This is a genomic window from Nonomuraea phyllanthi (assembly GCF_006334985.2).
GTDB classification, from domain to species: Bacteria; Actinomycetota; Actinomycetes; order Streptosporangiales; family Streptosporangiaceae; genus Nonomuraea; species Nonomuraea phyllanthi.
Window position 1 is genome coordinate 188002 of record NZ_VDLX02000009.1, and the last position, 18842, is coordinate 206843.

Consider the following 18842-nt stretch of genomic DNA (forward strand, 5'->3'; position numbering starts at 1 on the left):
TCGGGGGGACCGGACGGGCTCGGGGCGGCCGGGCGGGCTCGGGGCGGCCGGGCGGGCTTGAGGGCGGCCGTGACGGGCCTGAGGCGGCCGGAGGGGCCTGAGACGGCCACACGGGGGCGCGGCGTCCCGCCATCCCGGGCTTGAGGCGGCCCGAGGGGAGTACCGTGGGCCGGTACCGACGCCCAGGCCACGACGACGAGGTGACCGTGCACTTCCAGCATGCGAGCGACATCTGGCGAGACTTCCCCGGGCTCGCGCCGGGGGCGATCTTCGCGGCCGGTCTCACCGGGGACGTCTCGGCCGATGAGCAGGTCGCCCGCTTCGGCGAGCTCGCCGCCAAGCGGCTCGCCACCGCCTCGGAGGGCGAGCTGCCCGAGGTCCAGGCGTGGCGGCGGGCGTTCTCGGCGATGGGCCTCAAACCGACGCAGTACCGCTGCGCGTCGGAGTCGCTGCTGCGCCGCTTCAGGAAGGAGGGCGCGCTGCCGCGCCTGCACCCCCTGATCGACCTGTGCAACGCGGTCTCCCTCGCGTACGCGATCCCGGTGGCGGTCTTCGACGTCTCCCGGATCTCCGGGTACGTCGAGGTCAGGCGCGCGGCGGGCGACGAGACGTACCTGACCTTCGCCGGCGGGACCGAGCACCCGCCGCCCGGCGAGGTGATCTTCGCCGACGCGGACGGACGGGCGCACGCCCGCCGCTGGACCAACCGCCAGAGCGGCCACTCGGCCGTCCGCGACACGACCACGGACGTGCTGATCGTCGCCGAGGCCCTGCACGACACGGCGGGGAAGGACGTCGAGTCCCTCACGGCCGCGCTCGCGGCCGAGCTGAGCGCCCTCTGGCCGGTGACGCCGCGCTCCGCCCTGCTCACCCCGGCCGAGCCCCGCTTCACGTTCGCGACCTGACACCCGCCGGAGCGACCGGCCGCCTCGATACGTGATCCGCCTGAGCGGTCACGCCAGGGACTTGCGCATCGCGGTGCAGATCGTCTCATGACGCCTGATCACACCGTCCGGCCCCTCTTCGTCCCATGCTTCCGGTTTCCGGCCATGGGCGACGTAACCGAGTCGCTCGTACAGGGCGCGGGCGCGAGGGTTGCTCTCCTCGACGCTCAACTCCGCCCGATGCAACCCTCTGGCAAGAATGCGCTGCTCCGCCGCACGAATCAGGAGAGTGCCGATGCCGCAGGACTGCAACGCGGGATGCACGGCCAGCTGCCACAAGGTTCCCGCTCCGGGATTCGCCTGATAGTCGACCCCGCCGATCGCCACCGGCATGCCGGACGGAGGGCACACGGCCAGGTAGTCCACATCACCGCGCCGCGCGCGTTCCAGCTCCTGTGCGACCTGCGCCAGGTGCAGGCTCGTCCCCGACCACGAACACCATTCGAGGTCCTCCTGGGTCAGATCACGCACCGACAGCCTCACGACGACCTCGGCCACTCCAGCACCTCCTGCCGCTCAGCGTGACCGGCCCATGGGGCGCGGGCAACAGGATTTCCAGGAGGGGGCTCCGATGCTTCCCGTACGTGTCGACCGGCCCCGCGCCGGCGCGCACCTACTTCCAGCGCGAGCTGCGGCAGCCGGGGGTGGTCAACCGGCTGTCGCCGGCTGGTGCAGCATGCCGACGCGCTGCGGGCGGCGGCCGTCGGACACGCCGGTCGTCTGCCGCGGGGACCGCCGTCGAGAGCCTGAAGACCGAGATGGCCATGTGGGGGCTGCTGGAGGTCCGCAAGGGCGGCTCTCCCGGGAATGCGTCGCGGTCTGCGGGCGGCTGCGGGAGCTGCGCGACAGGGCGGCCGGGGTGGACGAGCGGCATCACCTGACCGCCGGTTCCTCGTACGGGATGCGGTTGAGGTGGAGCACCTCGCCCAGCGTGCCCCACTCGTCGCCGCCCAGCTTGGTCAGCGGCCGCAGCCGCCCGGAGTCGGGCCGGCCGTTGACGAGGTACTCCTCGTGCACCGACGCGAGGAAGACCCTGCCGAACACCAGGGTGGAGTTGCCCATGCGCAGCGTGGTGTGGGAACGGCACTCCAGGACCACGGGGGAGGCGGCCACGCGGGGCGGCCGGACATGGCGGCTGGGCTCGCCTTCGATCCCGGCGAACTCGAACTCGCTCACGGTTCGTGGGAAATCGGTGGCGGTGTCGCGGACCAGGCGCAGCAGCGGCTCGGAGGCGAAGTTGACGACGAACTCCCCGGTGTCCTCGACGTTGCGCAGCGAATCCTTGCGGCCGATCGAGGTGAACTGCAGGATCGGCGGATCGGTGCTGGCGATGCTGAAGAAGGAGTGGGGGGCGAGGTTCGTCACCATTCCGTCGGGTGTGACCGTGGAGACCCATGCGATGGGACGCGGAACGACGACCGAGGTGAGGAACCGGTAGAAACTCGCCCCGCCCAGGGCCTCGGGATCGAAGTCGACGCGCATGCCGTTCAGTATTCATCGCGCTCACAGCGTGTAGTGGGTGCCACGCGGAGCCATGGGCCGCACGGCGAACGGCCGGCACCGCAGCAGGCGACGTTTGCCTTGGTCAAGGTCGAACCCCGATGCTGAGCCACAAGCGATGCCAGGATCGTGTCGCCGGAGGCGCAGGTGTTTCTCGAGGAAGGACGAGGCCGGGATGCGGATCGGCGTGCGGAAGGGAAAGTGGCCGCTGCCGGGCACGGACGCGCCCAGGCCGGCGGCAGAATGGGACGCTCTGGTGCTGGGCGCCGACGAGTTCGGTACGTGGCTGTTCAGCGGGGAAGGCGAGGTCCATCGCAAGGCCGACGGCACGTCGGTGGTGCTGCCCAGCGATGGCGTGCAGTTACTTCCACGCACTGGCTGGTGGGCGGCGTGGTGGTGGCGTGACGACCGCTGGATCAGCGTCGACATCTGCACGCCGCCGACTCTGGGCGAGTCGGGGTGGAGTTACACAGACCTCGAACTGGACCTGGCGCGGCTCGCGGATGGCACCGTCCTGCTGGTCGATGAGGAGGAGTTCGAGCAGACCGTGGCCGAGTGCATGGTGCCTCAAGCCGTCGTCACCGCGGCCCGAGCTGCGGCATCCGATCTCCAGACCAGGCTGGCGTCTGCTACCGAGCCCGTTGTCCTCGCGGGGTGGGAGTGGCTGGAGCGGGCTTGATGAGCCGGGTCCCCGGACCGTATGGGGCCGCGGGAAGACGTCATCGCCCCCACCAGCGCAGGCGGCCCGGCACCGATTCACGGTGCCGGGCCGTTCTGTTCCGGCTGACATTGCTCGGCAACGACAACTGACGAGAGGCTTTCCTCCGCTCAGCGCCCGTTTCCCGGAAGATCGCCGAGCCCGGGGAACCGCGCCGTCACACGTCGTAGTACATCTCGAACTCGTGCGGGTGCGGGCGCAGCCGGATCGGGTCGACCTCGTTCTCCCGCTTGTACGACACCCACGTCTCGATCAGGTCGGGCGTGAAGACGCCGCCCTCGAGGAGGTAGTCGTGGTCGGCTTCCAGGGCGTTGAGCACGTCGGTGAGCGAGCCGGGCACCTGCGGGATGTTGCGGGCCTCCTCCGGCGGCAGCTCGTAGAGGTCCTTGTCGACCGGCTCCGGCGGCTCGATCTTGTTGCGGATGCCGTCGATGCCCGCCATCAGCATGGCCGAGAACGCGAAGTACGGGTTGCACGACGGGTCGGGCACCCGGAACTCGATGCGCTTGGCCTTCGGGTTGGAGCCCGTGATCGGGATGCGGACGCAGGCCGAGCGGTTGCGCTGGGAGTAGACCAGGTTGACCGGGGCCTCGTAGCCGGGGACCAGGCGGTGGTAGGAGTTGACCGTCGGGTTGGTGAAGGCCAGCAGCGACGGCGCGTGCTTGAGCAGGCCGCCGATGTAGTAGCGGGCCGTGTCGGACAGGCCCGCGTAGCCGACCTCGTCGTAGAAGAGCGGCGAGCCGTCCTTCCACAGCGACTGGTGGCAGTGCATGCCCGAGCCGTTGTCGCCGAAGATCGGCTTGGGCATGAACGTGACCGTGTGGCCGTATTCGAGCGCCGTGCTCTTGATCACGTACTTGTAGAGCATGAGCTGGTCGGCGGTCTTGAGCAGCGTGCCGAACTTGAAGTCGATCTCCGCCTGGCCCGCCGTGCCGACCTCGTGGTGCTGCATCTCGACGTCGATGCCGCACTCGATGAGGTTGCGCACCATCTCCGAGCGCAGGTCGGTGAAGTGGTCCATCGGCGGGACCGGGAAGTAGCCGCCCTTGTAGCGCGGCTTGTAGCCGAGGTTGCCGCCCTCGGTGGCCTTGCCGGTGTTCCAGGCGCCCTCGATGGAGTCGATGTAGTAGTAGCCGGCGTTCTGCCTGGTCTCGAAGCGCACGTCGTCGAAGATGTAGAACTCGGCCTCGGGGCCGAAGTAGACCGTGTCGGCGATGCCCGTGCCCCGGAGGTATTCCTCGGCCTTGCGGGCGACGTTGCGCGGGTCGCGGCTGTAGGCCTCGCCGGTCAGCGGGTCGTGCACGAAGAAGTTGAGATTGAGCGTCTTGTGCTGCCGGAACGGGTCGACCACGGCGCTGGTCGGGTCGGGCAGCAGAAGCATGTCGGACTCGTGGATCGCCTGGAATCCGCGGATCGAGGATCCGTCGAACATGAGCCCGTCGGTGAAGACGCTCGCGCTGAAGTTCTCAACCGGGAAGGTGAAGTGGTGAGTCGTCCCCGGCAGGTCGGTGAACCTGACATCGACGAACTGCACCCCTTCGTCACTGATGAACTTCAGGACGTCGTCGGCGGAGTTGAACACTCTCGAACCTCCCTGGGGACTGGCCATCATGCCGACGCTAGGGCTCGGCCGTTTCCGTCCGGTGTCTCGATTGTTTCGCACGTGTTACGCAGGGTTAGGTCGGCTCGGTCCAGGTGCAATCGCGGCCGTCGTCCTCTTCCTCGAGCGCGTACGGATCGACCGGCGGCCCGCTGGGCTGCACCTTCTCCGGCGGCGAGTCGTCGTAGACCGGGTGCACGAACCCGTCATGGACGTCGCAGCTCGCGGGAGCATGGCTCGTGCCCCAGTCCGTCGGCCAGACGACCAGCCGGCCTGACTCGCGATAGAGCAGCACGCTGCCGGTGCTGTGGGCGACGAAACGGATGGGGGAACCGGGCGATCGCGGCCGGCGCAGCGCGTAGACGACGAGGTGGTTGAGCTTCACCTCGACGGCGCGCATGCCGTCCTCCTTGTACGTGCCGAGCGTGGCCGTCCCGTGCACCTTGATCACGTCGGTGGCGAGCTCGGCCGTGCCCGGCGCGAAGCGCAGGACGTATCCCGGGCCGTACTTCTTGTCGTGCTCGAGGTCGTGCAGGAATGCCTTGCGCAGGTCGGGGTGGAGCAGCTCGGCGAAGGCGTCGGGCCGGCCGTCGATGAGCGTCCGCCTGTCGAGGAAGGCCGCCGCGAGCAGCTCGCGCGTCCGTTCCAGGCCCTTGGCCACGTCCTTCTTGGACAGCCCGGCCATCGCCTTCGGCTCGGGCATCACGAAACCGCCGATCCCCTCGGCGTAGTCGTCGGCGGGGGACCCGGCGAACGGGTTCACCAGCTCCATCGGGGCCGCCTCCACGGGCGCGAGCCCCTCGGCCACCACGCTCGACGGCGTCAGCAGATCGGGCCGGTAGGTCACGAGCACGCCCGCGCCGGCGATCAGCCCGGTGATCACGGCCATCGCGATCCAGGCCCGCCCGGCCCGCCGCCTGGGGCGGGGGCGGGGCTCCGTCTCGTATAAGCGGTCGGGTAAGCGCTTGTCAGGGCGCCTTTCCACCCGGTCCGTACGGCGTTGCTCCTTCGCCCCCTTGGCGGCCGCGGCCCGCATCCTGCGCCGCTCGTCGGTGTCGATCTGCGCGACCAGTTCGTTGAAGCGCGCGTCAAGGTCATCCCCGTGTGGCATGGCGTACATCATGGCGCTTCCGGGACGCGGCCGGGTCACGAGGCCGACCGGCCTGCCGGGCGGATACCGTTGAAGGCATGAGCGGCAAGGAGCCTCGGTGGACGCAGACCTGGCTGGGCGGCATCAGGTCCGCCGGGGTCGATCTCGGATACCCGGGGGAGCGCCTGGGCCTGCCCGGGGAGGGCAGCGGGTCGATCGCCGGCTGGGGCCGCAGGATCGCCGCACTCCTCATCGACTGGATGATCTGCACGTGGTTCGTCGTGCAGCTGCTGCTGAGAATGAACCCGGCCGAGCAGCCGTGGGCGCCCGTGGCGGTCTTCGCCCTGCAGTACGTGATCCTGGTCGGCTTCATGGGGCAGACGTTCGGGCACCGGCTGGCGGGCATCAGGGTCGCGGCGATGGACGGCGGAGACCCCCGCTGGCTGCCCGTGCTGGTGCGCACCGTGCTGCTGTGCCTGGCCGTGCCCGCCCTGATCTGGGATCGCGACCACCGGGGGGTGCACGACCGCGTGTCCAACACGATGGTCGTCCGCATGTAGCCCGGCGATAAAAAGCATACCGGGTTCAAAAACGTACCTGGTTTGCTTTATGCTGTCCGCATGATGATGGCAGGGCTCCGGGAGCGGAAGAAGGAGCAGACGCGGCGGCGCATCGCGGAGGTCGCGCTGCGGCTGTTCGACGAGCGCGGCTACGACGCGGTGACGGTCAACGAGATCGCCGAGGCCGCCGGGGTCGCCAAGGTGACCCTGTTCAACTACTTCCCGACGAAGGACTGCCTCGTCACGGAGGGGGTCAAGGACGACCTGGCCGCGATCGTGTCCGGGCGCCCGGAGGGCTGCGCGCCCCTGGAGGCGCTGCGCCGCGCGTACCTGGCCATGGCGGCCGAGAGCACGGGCGGCATGGACGTGGAGTCGCTGCTGGCCAGGATCCGCGTCATCTCGTCGAGCCCCGCGCTGATGGGCGCGATGCACGCCGTGCGCATGGGCGAGCGGTACGAGCTCGCCACGGCGCTCAGGGACGCCGATCCCGGCGGCGACGACCTGAGGGCACAGCTCATGGCCGGGCAGATCACCGCCGCCGTCACCACCCTCCAGGAGGTCTTCTTCCATCGCATCGCCGCGGGGGAGCCCCTGGAGGAGGCCGGCAGGCGGCTGGCGCACGACGTGGAGCTGGCCTTCGACCTCCTGGAACACGGGTTCGCACCACGAGAGGACACGCCATGAAGAAGGGCATCAACTACGACGTCGGGTTCCTGCCGGGCGACGACCTGAGCCGCACGTCGTTCCACATCGAGGACGTCCGGCGCGACATGCGGACGATCGCGGAGGACCTGCGCTGCGCGTCCGTCCGCATCTCCGGCCGCGACCCCGAGCGGATCGAGGCGGCGGCCAGGGAGGCCGCCGCGGCCGGGCTGGAGATCTGGTTCACGCCGTTCCCCGTGGACCTCACCGAGGACGAGATGCTGGAGCTCTTCGCCGACGCCGCCCGGCGCGCCGAGTCGGTACGCCGCGACGGCGCCGAGGTCGTGCTGGTGACCGGCTGCGAGATCACCGCCTTCGGCCACGGCTTCATCGAGGGCGACGGCTACGGCGACCGGCTCGGCGCCATGATGGCCGGCGACGTCGAGTGGTGGACGACCCTGATGCAGGTCATGCCGCGCTTCAACGTCTACCTCGCGAAGGTGGCCCAGGCCGTGCGGCCGCTGTTCGGGGGGAGGCTCAGCTACGCCGCCGGGCCGTGGGAGCCGGTCGACTGGGCGCCGTTCGACGTGGCGGGCGTGGACGCCTACCGCGCCTCCTACAACGCCCACGACTTCGCCGACGAGCTGCGCGCCCACTTCAAGCACGGCAAGCCGGTCGCGGTCACCGAGTTCGGCACCTGCCCGTACGCCGGGGCGGGGGAGCGCGGCGGCTCGGCCTGGGTCGTGCCCGAGGGCGCGGTGCGGGACGAGGGCGAGCAGGTGCGCTACTTCACCGAGCTCATGGACGTCTTCGAGCGGGAGGGCGTGGAGACCGCGCTGTGGTTCACCTTCGCCGCCTTCAACAGGCCCGGCGAGGACGACATCGGCTCGTACGGGGTGGTGAAGATGCTCGACGAGCGGCACTGGGTGCCCAAGGAGGTCTTCCACGCCCTGGCCGCCAGAAACTAGGCCTTCGAGCAGGTGAAGATGGCCGTGCCGGGGAGGTGGCGGCCGCGCAGCGGGCTCCAGCCGCCCCACACCTCGTCGTGCCCCTCCGGCCACTCGGGCTCCAGCAGGCCGTCCAGGCGCAGCCCGGAGGCCACGATCAAGGAGACCCAGTCGCCCATCGTGCGATGGTGCTCGACGTAGGTGATCTCCGCGCCGTCGCGCTCGACGTACGGGCTGCGGTCGAAGTAGGAGCGGTCGGAGGTCAGGCCGCGCTCGGACGGGTCGTCGGGGAAGGCCCACCGGATCGGGTGGCTGACCGAGAACACGAACCGGCCGCCCGTCCCGAGCACCCGCCGCACCTCCCGCAGCACGGCGAGCGGGTCGGCCACGAACGGCAGCGCGCCGAACGCCGAGCACGCCAGGTCGAAGGCGGCGTCGGCGAACGGCAGCGACTCGGCGTCGGCCTGCGCCGCCGGCACGCTCAACCCGGTCTCCTCGTCGATGCGCCGGGCGTGGAGGAGCTGCCGGTGCGAGATGTCGAACGCGGCCACCCGCGCTCCGCGGGAGACCAGCCACCGCGCGCACTGCGCCGCGCCGCAGCCGATCTCCAGCACGCTGCGCCCCGAGACCTCGCCGAGCAGCCCGGCGGCGGCCTCGTCGAGGCCCTCGGGGCACCAGACGAACGAGACGTCACCCAGGAACGCGCCGTGCTCGGCCTGGTAGTCGTCGGCGTTGCCGTCCCACCAGTGCCGGTTGGCGGCGCTGGAGGAGCGCACTAGCGCATCTTGGGGCCGCGCGGCATGCGCGTGCCCTTGGGCATGGGGCCCTTGGGCATCGGCATGTTCTTCGGCAGCGAGCGCAGGCGGTCTTTCACCTCGTTGACCGCGGGCTTCTTCAGGTTGCGCGGCAGCTTCATCAGGTGGCGCTGGAGCTTGCCGAGCGGCACCTGCCCCTCGCCGTCACCGCACTGGATGTCGTAGATCTCGATGCCCAGCACCACCCGCGCGACCCGCTTCTTCTCCGCCGCGAGCATCCTCGCCACCCGGTTGCCCGGCCCCTCGGAGACCAGCACGACACCCGGATGGCCGACCACCAGGTGGATGAGGTCCTGGTCGCGGTTGACCGCGATGGCCGGGGTCACCTGCCAGTTGCCGCGCATGCCCTGGAGCACCGCCGCCGCGGCGCCGGTCTGGCCGTGCAGGATCGAGTATTGGGCCCGCTGGGCGAGCTGGCCGAACACGACCAGCCCGACCGTGAGCGCCGCCAGCACGCCGATGAACACCGAATACCACAGGTAGTCCGTGACCAGGCCGATCACGACGACCACCGCCAGCGTGCCCACCGCCGAGAGGAAGACGATCGGCATCCCCTTGGGGTTGGCCTGCTTGATGATCTGCGCGACCATGCGGAGCTGCTTGATGCGCCCCGGCTTCTCTGGTTCCTCGGACTTTGCCATGCTCTGAAGGATACAAACCAACTGGTGCGGTACGGAAAACGTGCCCCTGCCGTTTCGCCGACGGCTACATTTTCACGATAGCCGACAGCCGGGGATCGCCGGCGTGCCGGCCCGCCTCCACGGTGTACTCGCCGGGGACCGTGCGCCAGCCGCCCTCGTCCCACACCTGGAAGGCCCGCTCGTCCAGGAAGACGGTGGTGAGCACGGTCTCGCCGGGCGCGGCCGCCACGACGTCCCAGCCGGCCAGCGCGCGGCCCGCCCCGCCGGAGACGTAGATCTGCACCACCTCGCGGCCGGGCCGCCCGCCGGTGTTGGCGACGGCCACCGTCACGCTGGTCCCCTCGGCCGCGATCGAGTCGTACGACCAGGTCGTGTAGCCCAGGCCGTGCCCGAACCAGAACGCGGGCGCCCGCCCCGACCGCTCCCACGCGCGGTACCCGATCGACGTGCCCTCCTCGTAGCGCAGCACGCCGTCCACCGGGGTCACGCCGGTCACGGGAGCGTCCTCCAGGCGCCCCGGCCAGGTCGTGGGCAGCCGCCCGCCCGGCTCGGCGTCCCCGAACAGCACGTCCGCCAGCGCCGCCCCCGCCTCCTGCCCCGGGAACCAGGTGACCAGCACGGCCGCCACCTCGTCCACCCACGGCATCTCGACCGGCGAGCCCGCGTTGACGGCCACGACGGTGCGCGGGTTGGCCGCGGCGACCGCGCGGATCAGCTCGTCCTGCCGCCCGGGCAGCCGCAGGTCGGCGCGGTCGAAGCCCTCGCTCTCCACCTCCGGCGTGGTCGCGGCCACCACCACCGCCACGTCGCACTCCGCCGCCGCCCGCACGGCCTCGGCCAGCAGCTCGTCCTCGCCGGGGCACGGGTCCGCGTGGCCGGCGGTGAAGGACACGGCCGCCACCCCGCCGAACCGCCCCGCCGCGTGCGTCACGACCACCTCGTACGGCTCCCCGGCGGCCATGGGCACGCTCACCCGCCGCTCGGGCGGCGACAGCAGCGCCGCGGCCGGGTCGCCGCCGTCCGGCCCGACACGGTCGTCGAAGACGGCCTCGCCGTTCACGGCGATGGTGAAGCCCCCCACGCCGGCGACCGACAGCTGGTGCTCACCCGAGACCTCCGGCGTGTACGTGGTGCGCATCCGGACCGTCGCCAGCCGGTCGCCGTCCACGCCGGGCGGCAACTGGCCGATCCACCGCGCCTCGCCCGTGGCCAGCGGCTGCTCGGCCAGCGTCGCGCCCTGAGCGTCCAGGAACGTGGCGGTGACCGGGCCGGGCAGCGGCGCCAGGCGGATCCGGGGGTCGGTGCCGAGCGCGTACCGGACCTCGGCCCGTTCGGCGAGGCCTTGGAGCGGCGAGACGATCCGGTCGGGGAAGACCTGCGCGCTGCCGCCGCCCATGATCCGGGCGCCCGCGGCCGCGGCCCCGATCAGGGCGACCGTCCTGACCTGGCGGAACGGCAGGACGCCGTCGTTGGTGAGCAGCGTGGACGCGCGGGCGGCCACCTCGCGGGCCAGCGCCACGCCGTCGACGACCTCCCGTCGCCCCTCCCGGCCCGCCGGGTCACGTTCGCCGCGCAGGGCGCCGACGCGCGAGGCCAGGCGCAGGATCCGGCGTACGCGGTCGTCCACCGCCGCCTCGGGCACCCGCCCCTCCCGCACGGCCGCCTCCAGCCGCTCGCCCCAAGGGCCGGACGGGCCCGGCATGGCCACGTCGGTGCCGCCCAGGGCGGCGGCCTCGGTCGTGCGCACCGCCGTCCAGTCCGACACCACGAACCCGTCGAACCCCCACTCGCCCTTCAGCACGCCGTTCACCAGGTCGGAGTGCTCGGTCATGGTGGTGCCGTTCACCGCGTTGTAGGCCGTCATGACGCCCCACGCCCCGGCCTCCACCACCCGCTCGAACGGCCGCAGGTAGAGCTCCCGCAGCGCCCGCTCGCTCACCCGGACGTCGGCCGTGAACCGCTCGGTCTCGAAGTCGTTGGCCACGAAGTGCTTCGGGGTGGTGGCCACCCCGCCGTCCTGCACGCCCTCCACGTAGGCGGCGCCGAGCTCGCCCGTCAGGTACGGGTCCTCGGAGAAGCACTCGAAGTGCCGCCCGCCGAGCGGCGAGCGGTGGAGGTTGATCGTGGGCGCGAGGAGCACGTGCACGCCCTTGCGCCGGGCCTCCTGGGCCAGCAGCGCCCCGGCCCGGCGCACCAGCTCCACGTCCCACGTGGCGGCCAGCGCGGTCGGGCTGGGCAGGGCGATCGAGGGGTCGGCCGCGCTCCACTGCTCGCCGCGCACGCCGATCGGGCCGTCGCTCATGACGATCCGGTCGAGGCCGATCTCGGGCAGCGGCGGGAGTGACCACATGTCGGCCCCGGTGAGCAGGCGGATCCTGGTGCTGAGGTCGAGCCGGGCGATGAGGTCGTCGAAGTCCACGGCCACAGTCTTCACCAGGCGCCGGACGGCCGGAAGGCCGCGACGCGCGGGAACCGACCGGCGTTCCGCCGGGTGCGGCTCAGGCGGTGACGAAGAACTCCAGCAACTCGGGGACCAGCGCCTCGGGGGACACGTCGTGCGCCTGGTCCTCCAGCACCCGGCGTACCGCGCCGGGCACCGCCGCCGCGACCGCGAGGCCCGCGTTCGCCATCCACCGGGGGCTGTCCTCGCCGTTGAGCACGAGCGTCGGCTGGGTGACGGCGGCCAGCCGCGCCGCGGGCAGCGCGTTGCCCGGCCCCAGCACCGCGGCCTCGTAGGCGAGCGTGTGGGCCAGGGCCTCGATCCCAGGCCAGGACGGCTGCGCGCGCATCGCGGCCACCGCCTCCGGCGGCGCCTCGGCGGCCTCGATCATGAACCGGGCCACCGCCTCCCCCCGCCGGTCCGCCCGCACCAGCGCGTCCAGCTGCGCCGCGAAGTCGTCCGGCAGCGGCGGCGCGCTGTCGTCCACGTGGTACGGCGGCTCCCACAGGGCGAGCTTGGTGATCGCCGGATTCCGTACCGCGGCCTCCAGCGCCAGCGCCGCCCCCGACGAGCCGCCGAACACCATGGCAGAACCGCCCGCCGCCCCGATGACGGCCGCCAGGTCCTCGATCTCCCGCGCGACGGCGTACGGCAGGGTGTCCTCGCTCTCGCCGCGCCCCCTGCGGTCGTAGTCGTAGACCGTGAACCACTGGGCCAGGGCGGCCGCCACGCCCGACAGCGTGGGGTGCCCCCTAGCCGTGAAGGCCCCGTGGACCAGGACGACGGCCGGCCCCGAGCCGTACCTGTCGAAGGCGATGGCGGTGCCGTCCGCCGAGATCGCCTCGCCGCTCAGCTGTTCGGCTGCGCGAGGCACAGCGCCTCCCAGTGGTGGCCGTCGAGGTCGGCGAAGCCGCGCTGGTACCGGACGCCGTCCTCCTGCTTGACGCCCGCCGGGGTGGCGCCGGCCGCCAGCGCCTTGTCGACCAGGTCGTCGACCTGGGCCGGGTTCTCCATGCCGACCACCAGGATCGCCTCCGTGCTCTTGCCCGCGTCGGCGATCTCCTTGGTGACGTACGAGGCGAAGACCGGCTCGGCCAGCAGCATGACCTGCGTCTCCTGGTTGATGACCACCGACGCCATGCCCTCGGCCATGCCGAAGAGGGTGAAGCCCAGGTCGGTGAAGAACTTCTTCGACCTGTCCAGGTCCCTGACCGGCAGATTGACGAACAGCTGCATGTCTCGCTCCCATCCTCATGCGCACCGCCTCTTCGATGCGCCGCCCTTTCGGCGTACCGCCAGTCTGCCGATCGGAGGGGGCGCCGGTCTTGGACGTGAGCGCCGGACGGGATTGATGTTCAGCGCACAGCGCTCGCGCGGCGGTACTCGGCGGGCGGCATCCCGTACGCGCGCTTGAACACCCTGCTGAAGTGGGCGGAGTCCGGCAGCCCCCATCGGGAGGCGATCTCGCTCACGGACCGCGTGCCCCCCGCGGCCAGCTCCGCGCGGCAGCGCTCCAGCCGCCGCTGCCTGATCCACGCCGCCACCGTGGTGCTCTCCGACTCGAACAGCCGGTGCAGGTAGCGCACGGAGATGTGGTGCGCGTCCGCGATGGTGGCCGGGTCGAGGTCCGCCTGGCCCAGCCGCTGCTCGATGAAGGCGCGGATCTTCAGCAGCAGCACGCGCTGCCGGGAGTCGGGGGATAACGACCGGACCTGCTCGGCGCGTTCGGCGACGGCCGTGCTGATCAGGTCCGTCACCACCGTGGACAGCCTGGCCGCGCTGTCCGGCCGGTACGTCTCGATGTCCGCGGTCACCCGGTGCAGCAGCGGCACGGCCAGGGCGGCGGTGCCCGACTCGGCCGTGATGGGGACCGCGGTGAGCGCGTCGACCGCGCCGCCCGGCAGGGTCAGCAGGTCGCGCGGCAGGCTGAACACCGCCAACTGCACCGCCGAGTCGTAGGCCAGCTCGTACGGCCGGGAGAAGTCGTAGATCGCGAACTCGCCCCTGCTGAGCTGCGCGGAGCGCCCGTCCTGGGTCAGCCGCGGACTGCCCGCCATCGCCAGCACGACGCGATAGAGCTCGGGGCCGTCGCGGCGGATCAGCCCCCGGGTCCTGTGCACGCTGTGAGGCGTGGACGTGCGCACCCTGCCGACGCCCACGGACCCGAGCTGGCCGGCCTCGATCTCGCCCCGCAGCGGCGCGTCGGGGTCGATCCTGAAGTCGAGCGGGCCGAGCGTGTCGCACACGACGGTCCGCCAGGCATCGAGGCGCCGCTCGGCGGGAAGATCACTCGTACGGATCAGAACGGCCATTCCGTCGCCCCTCCGTCGGCTGCCCTGCCATGTAACGACCCCCGACGACGATGCCGCACTGTCGCCGGGCGCGCAACAGCCCCAGGACCGGGCGGTCCCGGGGCCGACGCGGATCAGGCGGTCTGGCGGGCCTCGATGGCCTGCTTGTAGAGCCGTCCCGCGCGGTAGGAGGAGCGCACGAGCGGCCCGGACAGCACGCCGGCGAACCCGATGGCCTCCGCCTCCGCCTGCAGCTCCACGAACTCCTCGGGCTTGACCCAGCGCTCCACCGGGTGGTGGCGCGGCGTGGGTCGCAGGTATTGGGTGATGGTCAGCAGGTCGGTGCCGGCCGAGTGGAGGTCGCGCATGGCCTCGACGATCTCCTCGCGCGTCTCGCCCATGCCCAGGATCAGGTTGGACTTGGTGACCAGCCCGGCCTCGCGGGCCATCGTGATCACGCCGAGCGAGCGCTCGTAGCGGAACGCCGGACGGATCCGCTTGAAGATCCGCGGCACCGTCTCGACGTTGTGCGCGAACACCTCGGGACGGCTGGAGAAGACCTCCTCCAGCTGGTCGCGGTTGCCGTTGAAGTCGGGCACCAGCAGCTCGACGCCGCACCCGGGCAGCAGCCCGTGGATCTGGCGCGCGGTCTCGGCGTAGAGCCAGGCGCCGCCGTCGGGCAGGTCGTCGCGGGCCACGCCGGTCACGGTCGCGTAGCGCAGGCCCATCTGCTGGACGGACTCGGCCACGCGGCGCGGCTCGTCGCGGTCGTACTCCTTCGGCTTGCCCGTGTCGATCTGGCAGAAGTCGCAGCGGCGCGTGCACTGGTCGCCGCCGATGAGGAAGGTCGCCTCGCGATCTTCCCAGCACTCGTAGATATTGGGACAGCCCGCCTCTTCACAGACCGTGTGCAGGCCCTCCCGGCGCACGAGCGATTTCAGCTCGGTGTATTCGGGGCCCGTCCTCAGCTTGGTCTTGATCCACGGGGGCTTGCGCTCGATAGGGGTTTCGGCGTTGCGCACCTCCAGGCGGAGGAGCTTTCGGCCTTCAGGAGCAACGGTCACGTTCTCAGCTTACGTCCGCCGGGGAAGCGGCCCCGCCCGGGGTGCTCCCGGGGCTTCAGGAGATCAGGCCGAAGCCGCCGATCGCGCGCCGGTAGTGGGCGGACAGCTCCTGGTCGACGCGCTCGGAATCGGGCATGCCGAGCAGGTCGCAGCCCGGGGGAGTGACGAGCACCCCGTCGTCGGCGAGCCGGGATCTGTCCAGCGCGCCCTCCCTGATCGCCGCCACGCTCTCGCCGCGCAGCGCCGCCGCCTGCATCGGTGCCAGGTAGCCGCCGGCCGCCATGGCGTCCAGGTCGGCGAGGTCCCGCTCCGGTGCGGCCCGCAGCGCCAGCGCCCGCCGCCGGGCCAGGATCCGGCTCTCGTCCGCAGCGGCCAGCCGGGTCAGCGCGTACCGCACCAGCAGCACGGGGCCGCCCAGGACCCGGCCGAGCATCCGGCCCACGAACCCCGCCGCCTCGTACGTGGTGCCCGGGTGGTCCATCGCGCCCAGCGACGATGCCGCGATCTTGGCCTGCGCCTCCTCGCGCACCTGCAGCGGCTCGGCCCCCAGCAGGGCGTCACGCCAGGTCTCCAGCGTGCCGAGCGCCCCCTCCACGACCAGCTCGCGGCCGGTCGGCGCCGCGGCGTAGGCCCGGGCCAGCAGGGCCACCCGCTGCCGGGGCGGCAGGGCCAGCCACAGCGGCAGCCCGACCGCCAGCACGGGGGTGCGACGCAGGCCCACGCGGTCGTAGCGGGTCTCGGCCGCCAGGTCCCGCACGGCGACCTTCTCCGGCCGCCGCACGCCCACCCGGTCGGCCACGCGGCCCGCGACACCGTGCAGTTCGGGCGCCGACGCCCGGTCGAGCACCTCGGCGTCGGCGGGCAGGCCGGCCAGGCGTGGCCGCAGCGCCCAGCCGATCGCCAGGCTCACGGCGCCGAACAGCCAGCCGACCAGCGAGTCGAGATGGGCCAGGACGAGCCACCCGCCGAGCACGAAGAAGGCGAGCGTCAGCAGGTGCACCGCGAGCGCGATCAGGAGGGCGAGGAGACGCTTCACACCGTGATCGTAGGCCGCTCGTCACCGCCGGAGAAGGTCCTCCTCGTGGAGATCGTACGGCTCCATGCCCAGCGCCTCCGCCAGCCGCTTCTCGGCGATCGGCATGACCTCCTCGACCACGATGCGGCGGCCCGTCTCCGCCGACAGCGAGGAGACCCCCACGTCGGGGATGCCGCACGGGGCGATGCGGTTGAACCAGCGCGGATCGTTGGCGCAGTTGAGCGCGAAGCCGTGCATGGTGACGCCGCGCGCCACGCGCAGGCCCACCGCGCCGAGCTGGCGGTCGGGCAGGCCGAGGCTGGCGTCGCCGACCGCCCAGACGCCGCCGCGCCCCCGCACGCGCCTCGCCGTGACGCCGAAGTCGGCGCACACCTGGATCATGGTCTCCTCCAGGCGGCAGGCGAAGGTGACCACGTCGGTGACCGCCACGATCGGATAGGCCACCAGCTGCCCGGGACCGTGCCACGTCAGCCGGCCGCCCCGGTCGACGTCGACGACCGGCGTGCCGTCGGCCGGGCGCTCGTGCGGCGCGGTGCGCTTGCCCGCGGTGTAGACCGGGGCGTGTTCGAGGAGGAGGACGGTGTCGGTCAGCTCTCCGGCGGCCCGCTTGCCGTGCACCCAGCGCTGCAGCGACCAGGCCTGCTCGTAGGGGACGTCGACGCCGAGGCGGACGATGGCGAGTGCGTGGGGATCGTCCCCGTCTCTGGGGCGCATGAGCCTATTGTGCCGCTCCCTCACCCTTGAGAGGTAATCAGGGGGTCAAGAGACGCGGCTCGATCCTGAACTCCTTGACCCCGCCCGCGCCGTCGCCCTCGACCCGGTAGGCGTAGCCGCCCGGCTGGACGGACACGGCCTGGATGAACTCCGTGCCGACGTAGTGGAGCCCCACGCCCTCGTCGGCGGCGTAGCCGTCGGGCAGCTCGCCCGCGGCCACCGACTTCTGCAGCAGCGTGCGGCGCTGCGGGTCGGAGTCGTAGTGCACGCCGCATGAGTACGGCAGGAAGCCCAGGCCCTCGGCCCACACGCGCAGGTCGGGCCCGAAGGAGTCGGTGTTGCCGCCGACGTGCCAGCACAGCGCGCCCGCGCTCTGCCCGGACAGCACCACCCCGGACCGCCACGCCTCCTCGAACGCCTCGTCGTAGCCGTGCAGCCGCCACAACGCCATGAGGTTGGCCACGCTGCCGCCGCTGACGTAGATCATGTCCTGTTCGAGCATCCAGGCCCGCGGATCCTCGACGTTGGGCATCGGGAAGACCGTCAGGTGGCTCAGCTCGACGTCCCAGCCCGCGAACGCGCCGTACATCTTCAGCAGCCACTCGTCGGAGTCGCCGCCCGCGGTCGCGACCAGGCCGAGCCTCGGCCGGTCCTGCCCGGTCAGATCCAGGCCGTAGCGCAGCAGCGGGCTGGCCTCGATGAAGCCATAGCGCCTGGTCGGGCGGAAGGACCCGCCACCGATGGCGAGGATGTGTGACTGTCCTGACCGGCTCATGTCAAGATGCTCCCCCCTGTGAAGGACGTACGGCTCACTACAGTACGGCGCGCAGGGCCTCGTCGAGGCTGGTATGGGCGAACCTGTAGCCGCTGTCGAGCAGCTTGCCCGGCCGGATGCGGTGACTGGGCAGCAGCGCGGCGCGCGCGAACTCGCCGAGGCCCGCCGACAGCGCGAACGCGGGGACCGGGATCGGCATCGTGCTCCTGCGCAGGGCCTTGCCGAGCGCGCGGGTGAACCGGGTGTTGGTGACGGGCGAGGGGGAGGTGAAGTTGACCGCTCCCACCACGTCCCGATTTTTCATGACATGTAGTGCTGCCTGGACCCAGTCGTCCACGCTGATCCACGACCAGTACTGCTTGCCCGACCCGAGCGGCGCGCCCAGCCCGATCTTGAAGATCGGCACCACCTGCCCCAGCACCCCGCCCTTGCCGCTCAGCACCAGCCCGGACCGCATCAGCACCGTCCTGACCCCCGCCTCGCCCGCGCGGGCGGCCTCGCCCTCCCACTGCTCGCACATGTCCGACAGGAAGCCGTCACCCTTGCCCTGGCTCTCGTCGATCACCCGGTCGCCGGTGTCGCCGTAGAAGTCGACACCCGAGGCGGACAGGAGCACCTCCGGCGGGGCGGACAGGCCCGCCAGCGCGCCGGCGAGCACCCTGGTGCTCTGGACCCGGCTGTCGAGCAGCTCCCGCTTGTACGCCGCGCTCCAGCGCCTGCCCCCGATCGACGCCCCGGACAGGTGCACCACGGCCCGCGCCCCTTCGAGCGCGGCCCGGTCGATCTCCTGCCGGTCCGGCTGCCAGTACGCCTCGTCGTCGGCGCGCGGCTCCCGGCGTACGAGCTTGACGACGTCCTGGCCCTCGTCCCGCAACGCCCGCACCAGCGCCGACCCGAGCAGCCCGGAGGCGCCCGTCACGATGATCGCCATACCGCCACAGTACGCCCACCACCCTGGCCACCCCGGTGTGCCGCGCCCCCACCGCCGGACGCCCGTACCCACAGAGGAGGAGAGCCCCGGGAAAGCGCGCGGCCGGGCGGCCCCGGGATGGGGGCCGCCCGGCC

20 protein-coding genes are annotated in these 18842 nt (G+C 71.9%); 5 read left to right on the forward strand and 15 right to left on the reverse strand.

Annotated features, from left to right (window positions below):
* Nucleotides 1–164: 164 nt before the first annotated feature.
* Complete coding sequence (locus FH608_RS24690) at nucleotides 165–905, forward strand: B3/B4 domain-containing protein (protein ID WP_226899849.1); 741 nt, start codon at nucleotides 165–167, stop codon at nucleotides 903–905.
* Between the two features lie 48 nt (nucleotides 906–953).
* On the opposite strand, the gene FH608_RS24695 is transcribed toward FH608_RS24690, so the two are convergent.
* Nucleotides 954–1442 carry a GNAT family N-acetyltransferase gene (locus tag FH608_RS24695; protein ID WP_139632972.1) on the reverse strand — a complete coding sequence of 163 codons (489 nt, stop codon included), beginning with the start codon at nucleotides 1440–1442 and terminating at the stop codon, nucleotides 954–956.
* A gap of 375 nt (nucleotides 1443–1817) precedes the next feature.
* A complete protein-coding gene (locus FH608_RS24700) occupies nucleotides 1818–2426 on the reverse strand; it encodes a flavin reductase family protein (protein ID WP_139632973.1) in 609 nt (202 codons plus the stop codon).
* A gap of 193 nt (nucleotides 2427–2619) precedes the next feature.
* On the opposite strand from FH608_RS24700, the gene FH608_RS24705 reads away from it, so the two are divergent.
* Nucleotides 2620–3123: a DUF402 domain-containing protein gene (locus FH608_RS24705; protein ID WP_194244273.1), complete on the forward strand. Its 504-nt coding sequence runs from the start codon at nucleotides 2620–2622 to the stop codon at nucleotides 3121–3123.
* Nucleotides 3124–3319: 196 nt separating this feature from the next.
* Here FH608_RS24705 and glnA read toward each other — a convergent pair whose 3' ends face one another.
* Together glnA and FH608_RS24715 are read right to left on the reverse strand one after the other, a co-directional pair.
* Nucleotides 3320–4744 carry a type I glutamate--ammonia ligase gene (gene glnA / locus FH608_RS24710; protein ID WP_139632975.1) on the reverse strand — a complete coding sequence of 475 codons (1425 nt, stop codon included), beginning with the start codon at nucleotides 4742–4744 and terminating at the stop codon, nucleotides 3320–3322.
* 94 nt (nucleotides 4745–4838) lie between these two features.
* A complete protein-coding gene (locus tag FH608_RS24715) occupies nucleotides 4839–5873 on the reverse strand; it encodes a hypothetical protein (RefSeq protein WP_139632976.1) in 1035 nt (344 codons plus the stop codon).
* A gap of 77 nt (nucleotides 5874–5950) precedes the next feature.
* Here FH608_RS24715 and FH608_RS24720 point away from each other — a divergent pair, with 77 nt between their 5' ends.
* The 3 genes from FH608_RS24720 to FH608_RS24730 are packed head-to-tail and all read left to right on the forward strand — an operon-like array spanning nucleotide 5951 to nucleotide 8022.
* Nucleotides 5951–6412, forward strand: coding sequence for an RDD family protein (locus FH608_RS24720; protein WP_139632977.1), 462 nt, complete (start codon nucleotides 5951–5953; stop codon nucleotides 6410–6412).
* 60 nt (nucleotides 6413–6472) lie between these two features.
* Nucleotides 6473–7096, forward strand: coding sequence for a TetR/AcrR family transcriptional regulator (locus tag FH608_RS24725; protein WP_226899851.1), 624 nt, complete (start codon nucleotides 6473–6475; stop codon nucleotides 7094–7096).
* The gene (locus FH608_RS24730; RefSeq protein WP_139632978.1) at nucleotides 7093–8022 is read left to right on the forward strand and encodes a hypothetical protein; all 930 of its coding nucleotides are present in this window, start codon (nucleotides 7093–7095) and stop codon (nucleotides 8020–8022) included. The genes FH608_RS24725 and FH608_RS24730 overlap by 4 nt, the downstream gene beginning before the upstream one ends.
* Here FH608_RS24730 and FH608_RS24735 read toward each other — a convergent pair.
* From FH608_RS24735 to FH608_RS24785, 11 genes are all read right to left on the reverse strand, one after another.
* Nucleotides 8019–8777: a class I SAM-dependent methyltransferase gene (locus FH608_RS24735; RefSeq protein WP_139632979.1), complete on the reverse strand. Its 759-nt coding sequence runs from the start codon at nucleotides 8775–8777 to the stop codon at nucleotides 8019–8021. The two genes, FH608_RS24730 and FH608_RS24735, sit on opposite strands and share 4 nt — an antisense overlap.
* A complete protein-coding gene (locus tag FH608_RS24740) occupies nucleotides 8777–9457 on the reverse strand; it encodes a DUF4191 domain-containing protein (protein WP_139632980.1) in 681 nt (226 codons plus the stop codon). The genes FH608_RS24735 and FH608_RS24740 overlap by 1 nt, the downstream gene beginning before the upstream one ends.
* A gap of 64 nt (nucleotides 9458–9521) precedes the next feature.
* Entirely contained in the window at nucleotides 9522–11876 is a 2355-nt protein-coding gene (locus FH608_RS24745) for a glycoside hydrolase family 3 protein (protein WP_139632981.1), read from the reverse strand.
* A gap of 79 nt (nucleotides 11877–11955) precedes the next feature.
* Nucleotides 11956–12771: an alpha/beta fold hydrolase gene (locus tag FH608_RS24750; protein ID WP_139632982.1), complete on the reverse strand. Its 816-nt coding sequence runs from the start codon at nucleotides 12769–12771 to the stop codon at nucleotides 11956–11958.
* Nucleotides 12747–13133, reverse strand: coding sequence for a VOC family protein (locus FH608_RS52940; RefSeq protein WP_139632983.1), 387 nt, complete (start codon nucleotides 13131–13133; stop codon nucleotides 12747–12749). Before FH608_RS52940 ends, FH608_RS24750 begins: the two co-directional genes overlap by 25 nt.
* Before the next feature lie 119 nt (nucleotides 13134–13252).
* Complete coding sequence (locus FH608_RS24760; protein ID WP_139632984.1) at nucleotides 13253–14209, reverse strand: helix-turn-helix domain-containing protein; 957 nt, start codon at nucleotides 14207–14209, stop codon at nucleotides 13253–13255.
* A 113-nt stretch (nucleotides 14210–14322) separates the two neighbouring features.
* Nucleotides 14323–15252: a lipoyl synthase gene (lipA, locus tag FH608_RS24765; protein ID WP_139632985.1), complete on the reverse strand. Its 930-nt coding sequence runs from the start codon at nucleotides 15250–15252 to the stop codon at nucleotides 14323–14325.
* Between the two features lie 55 nt (nucleotides 15253–15307).
* Nucleotides 15308–16288 carry a M48 family metalloprotease gene (locus FH608_RS24770; protein ID WP_139632986.1) on the reverse strand — a complete coding sequence of 327 codons (981 nt, stop codon included), beginning with the start codon at nucleotides 16286–16288 and terminating at the stop codon, nucleotides 15308–15310.
* Nucleotides 16289–16309: 21 nt separating this feature from the next.
* Nucleotides 16310–17002: a lipoyl(octanoyl) transferase LipB gene (gene lipB, locus FH608_RS24775; RefSeq protein WP_139632987.1), complete on the reverse strand. Its 693-nt coding sequence runs from the start codon at nucleotides 17000–17002 to the stop codon at nucleotides 16310–16312.
* 37 nt (nucleotides 17003–17039) lie between these two features.
* Nucleotides 17040–17777 (reverse strand): Type 1 glutamine amidotransferase-like domain-containing protein, encoded by a 738-nt coding sequence (locus FH608_RS24780; protein ID WP_139632988.1) that lies wholly within the window; start codon nucleotides 17775–17777, stop codon nucleotides 17040–17042.
* Between the two features lie 37 nt (nucleotides 17778–17814).
* Nucleotides 17815–18708 (reverse strand): TIGR01777 family oxidoreductase, encoded by an 894-nt coding sequence (locus FH608_RS24785; RefSeq protein WP_139632989.1) that lies wholly within the window; start codon nucleotides 18706–18708, stop codon nucleotides 17815–17817.
* Between the last annotated feature and the right edge of the window lie 134 nt (nucleotides 18709–18842).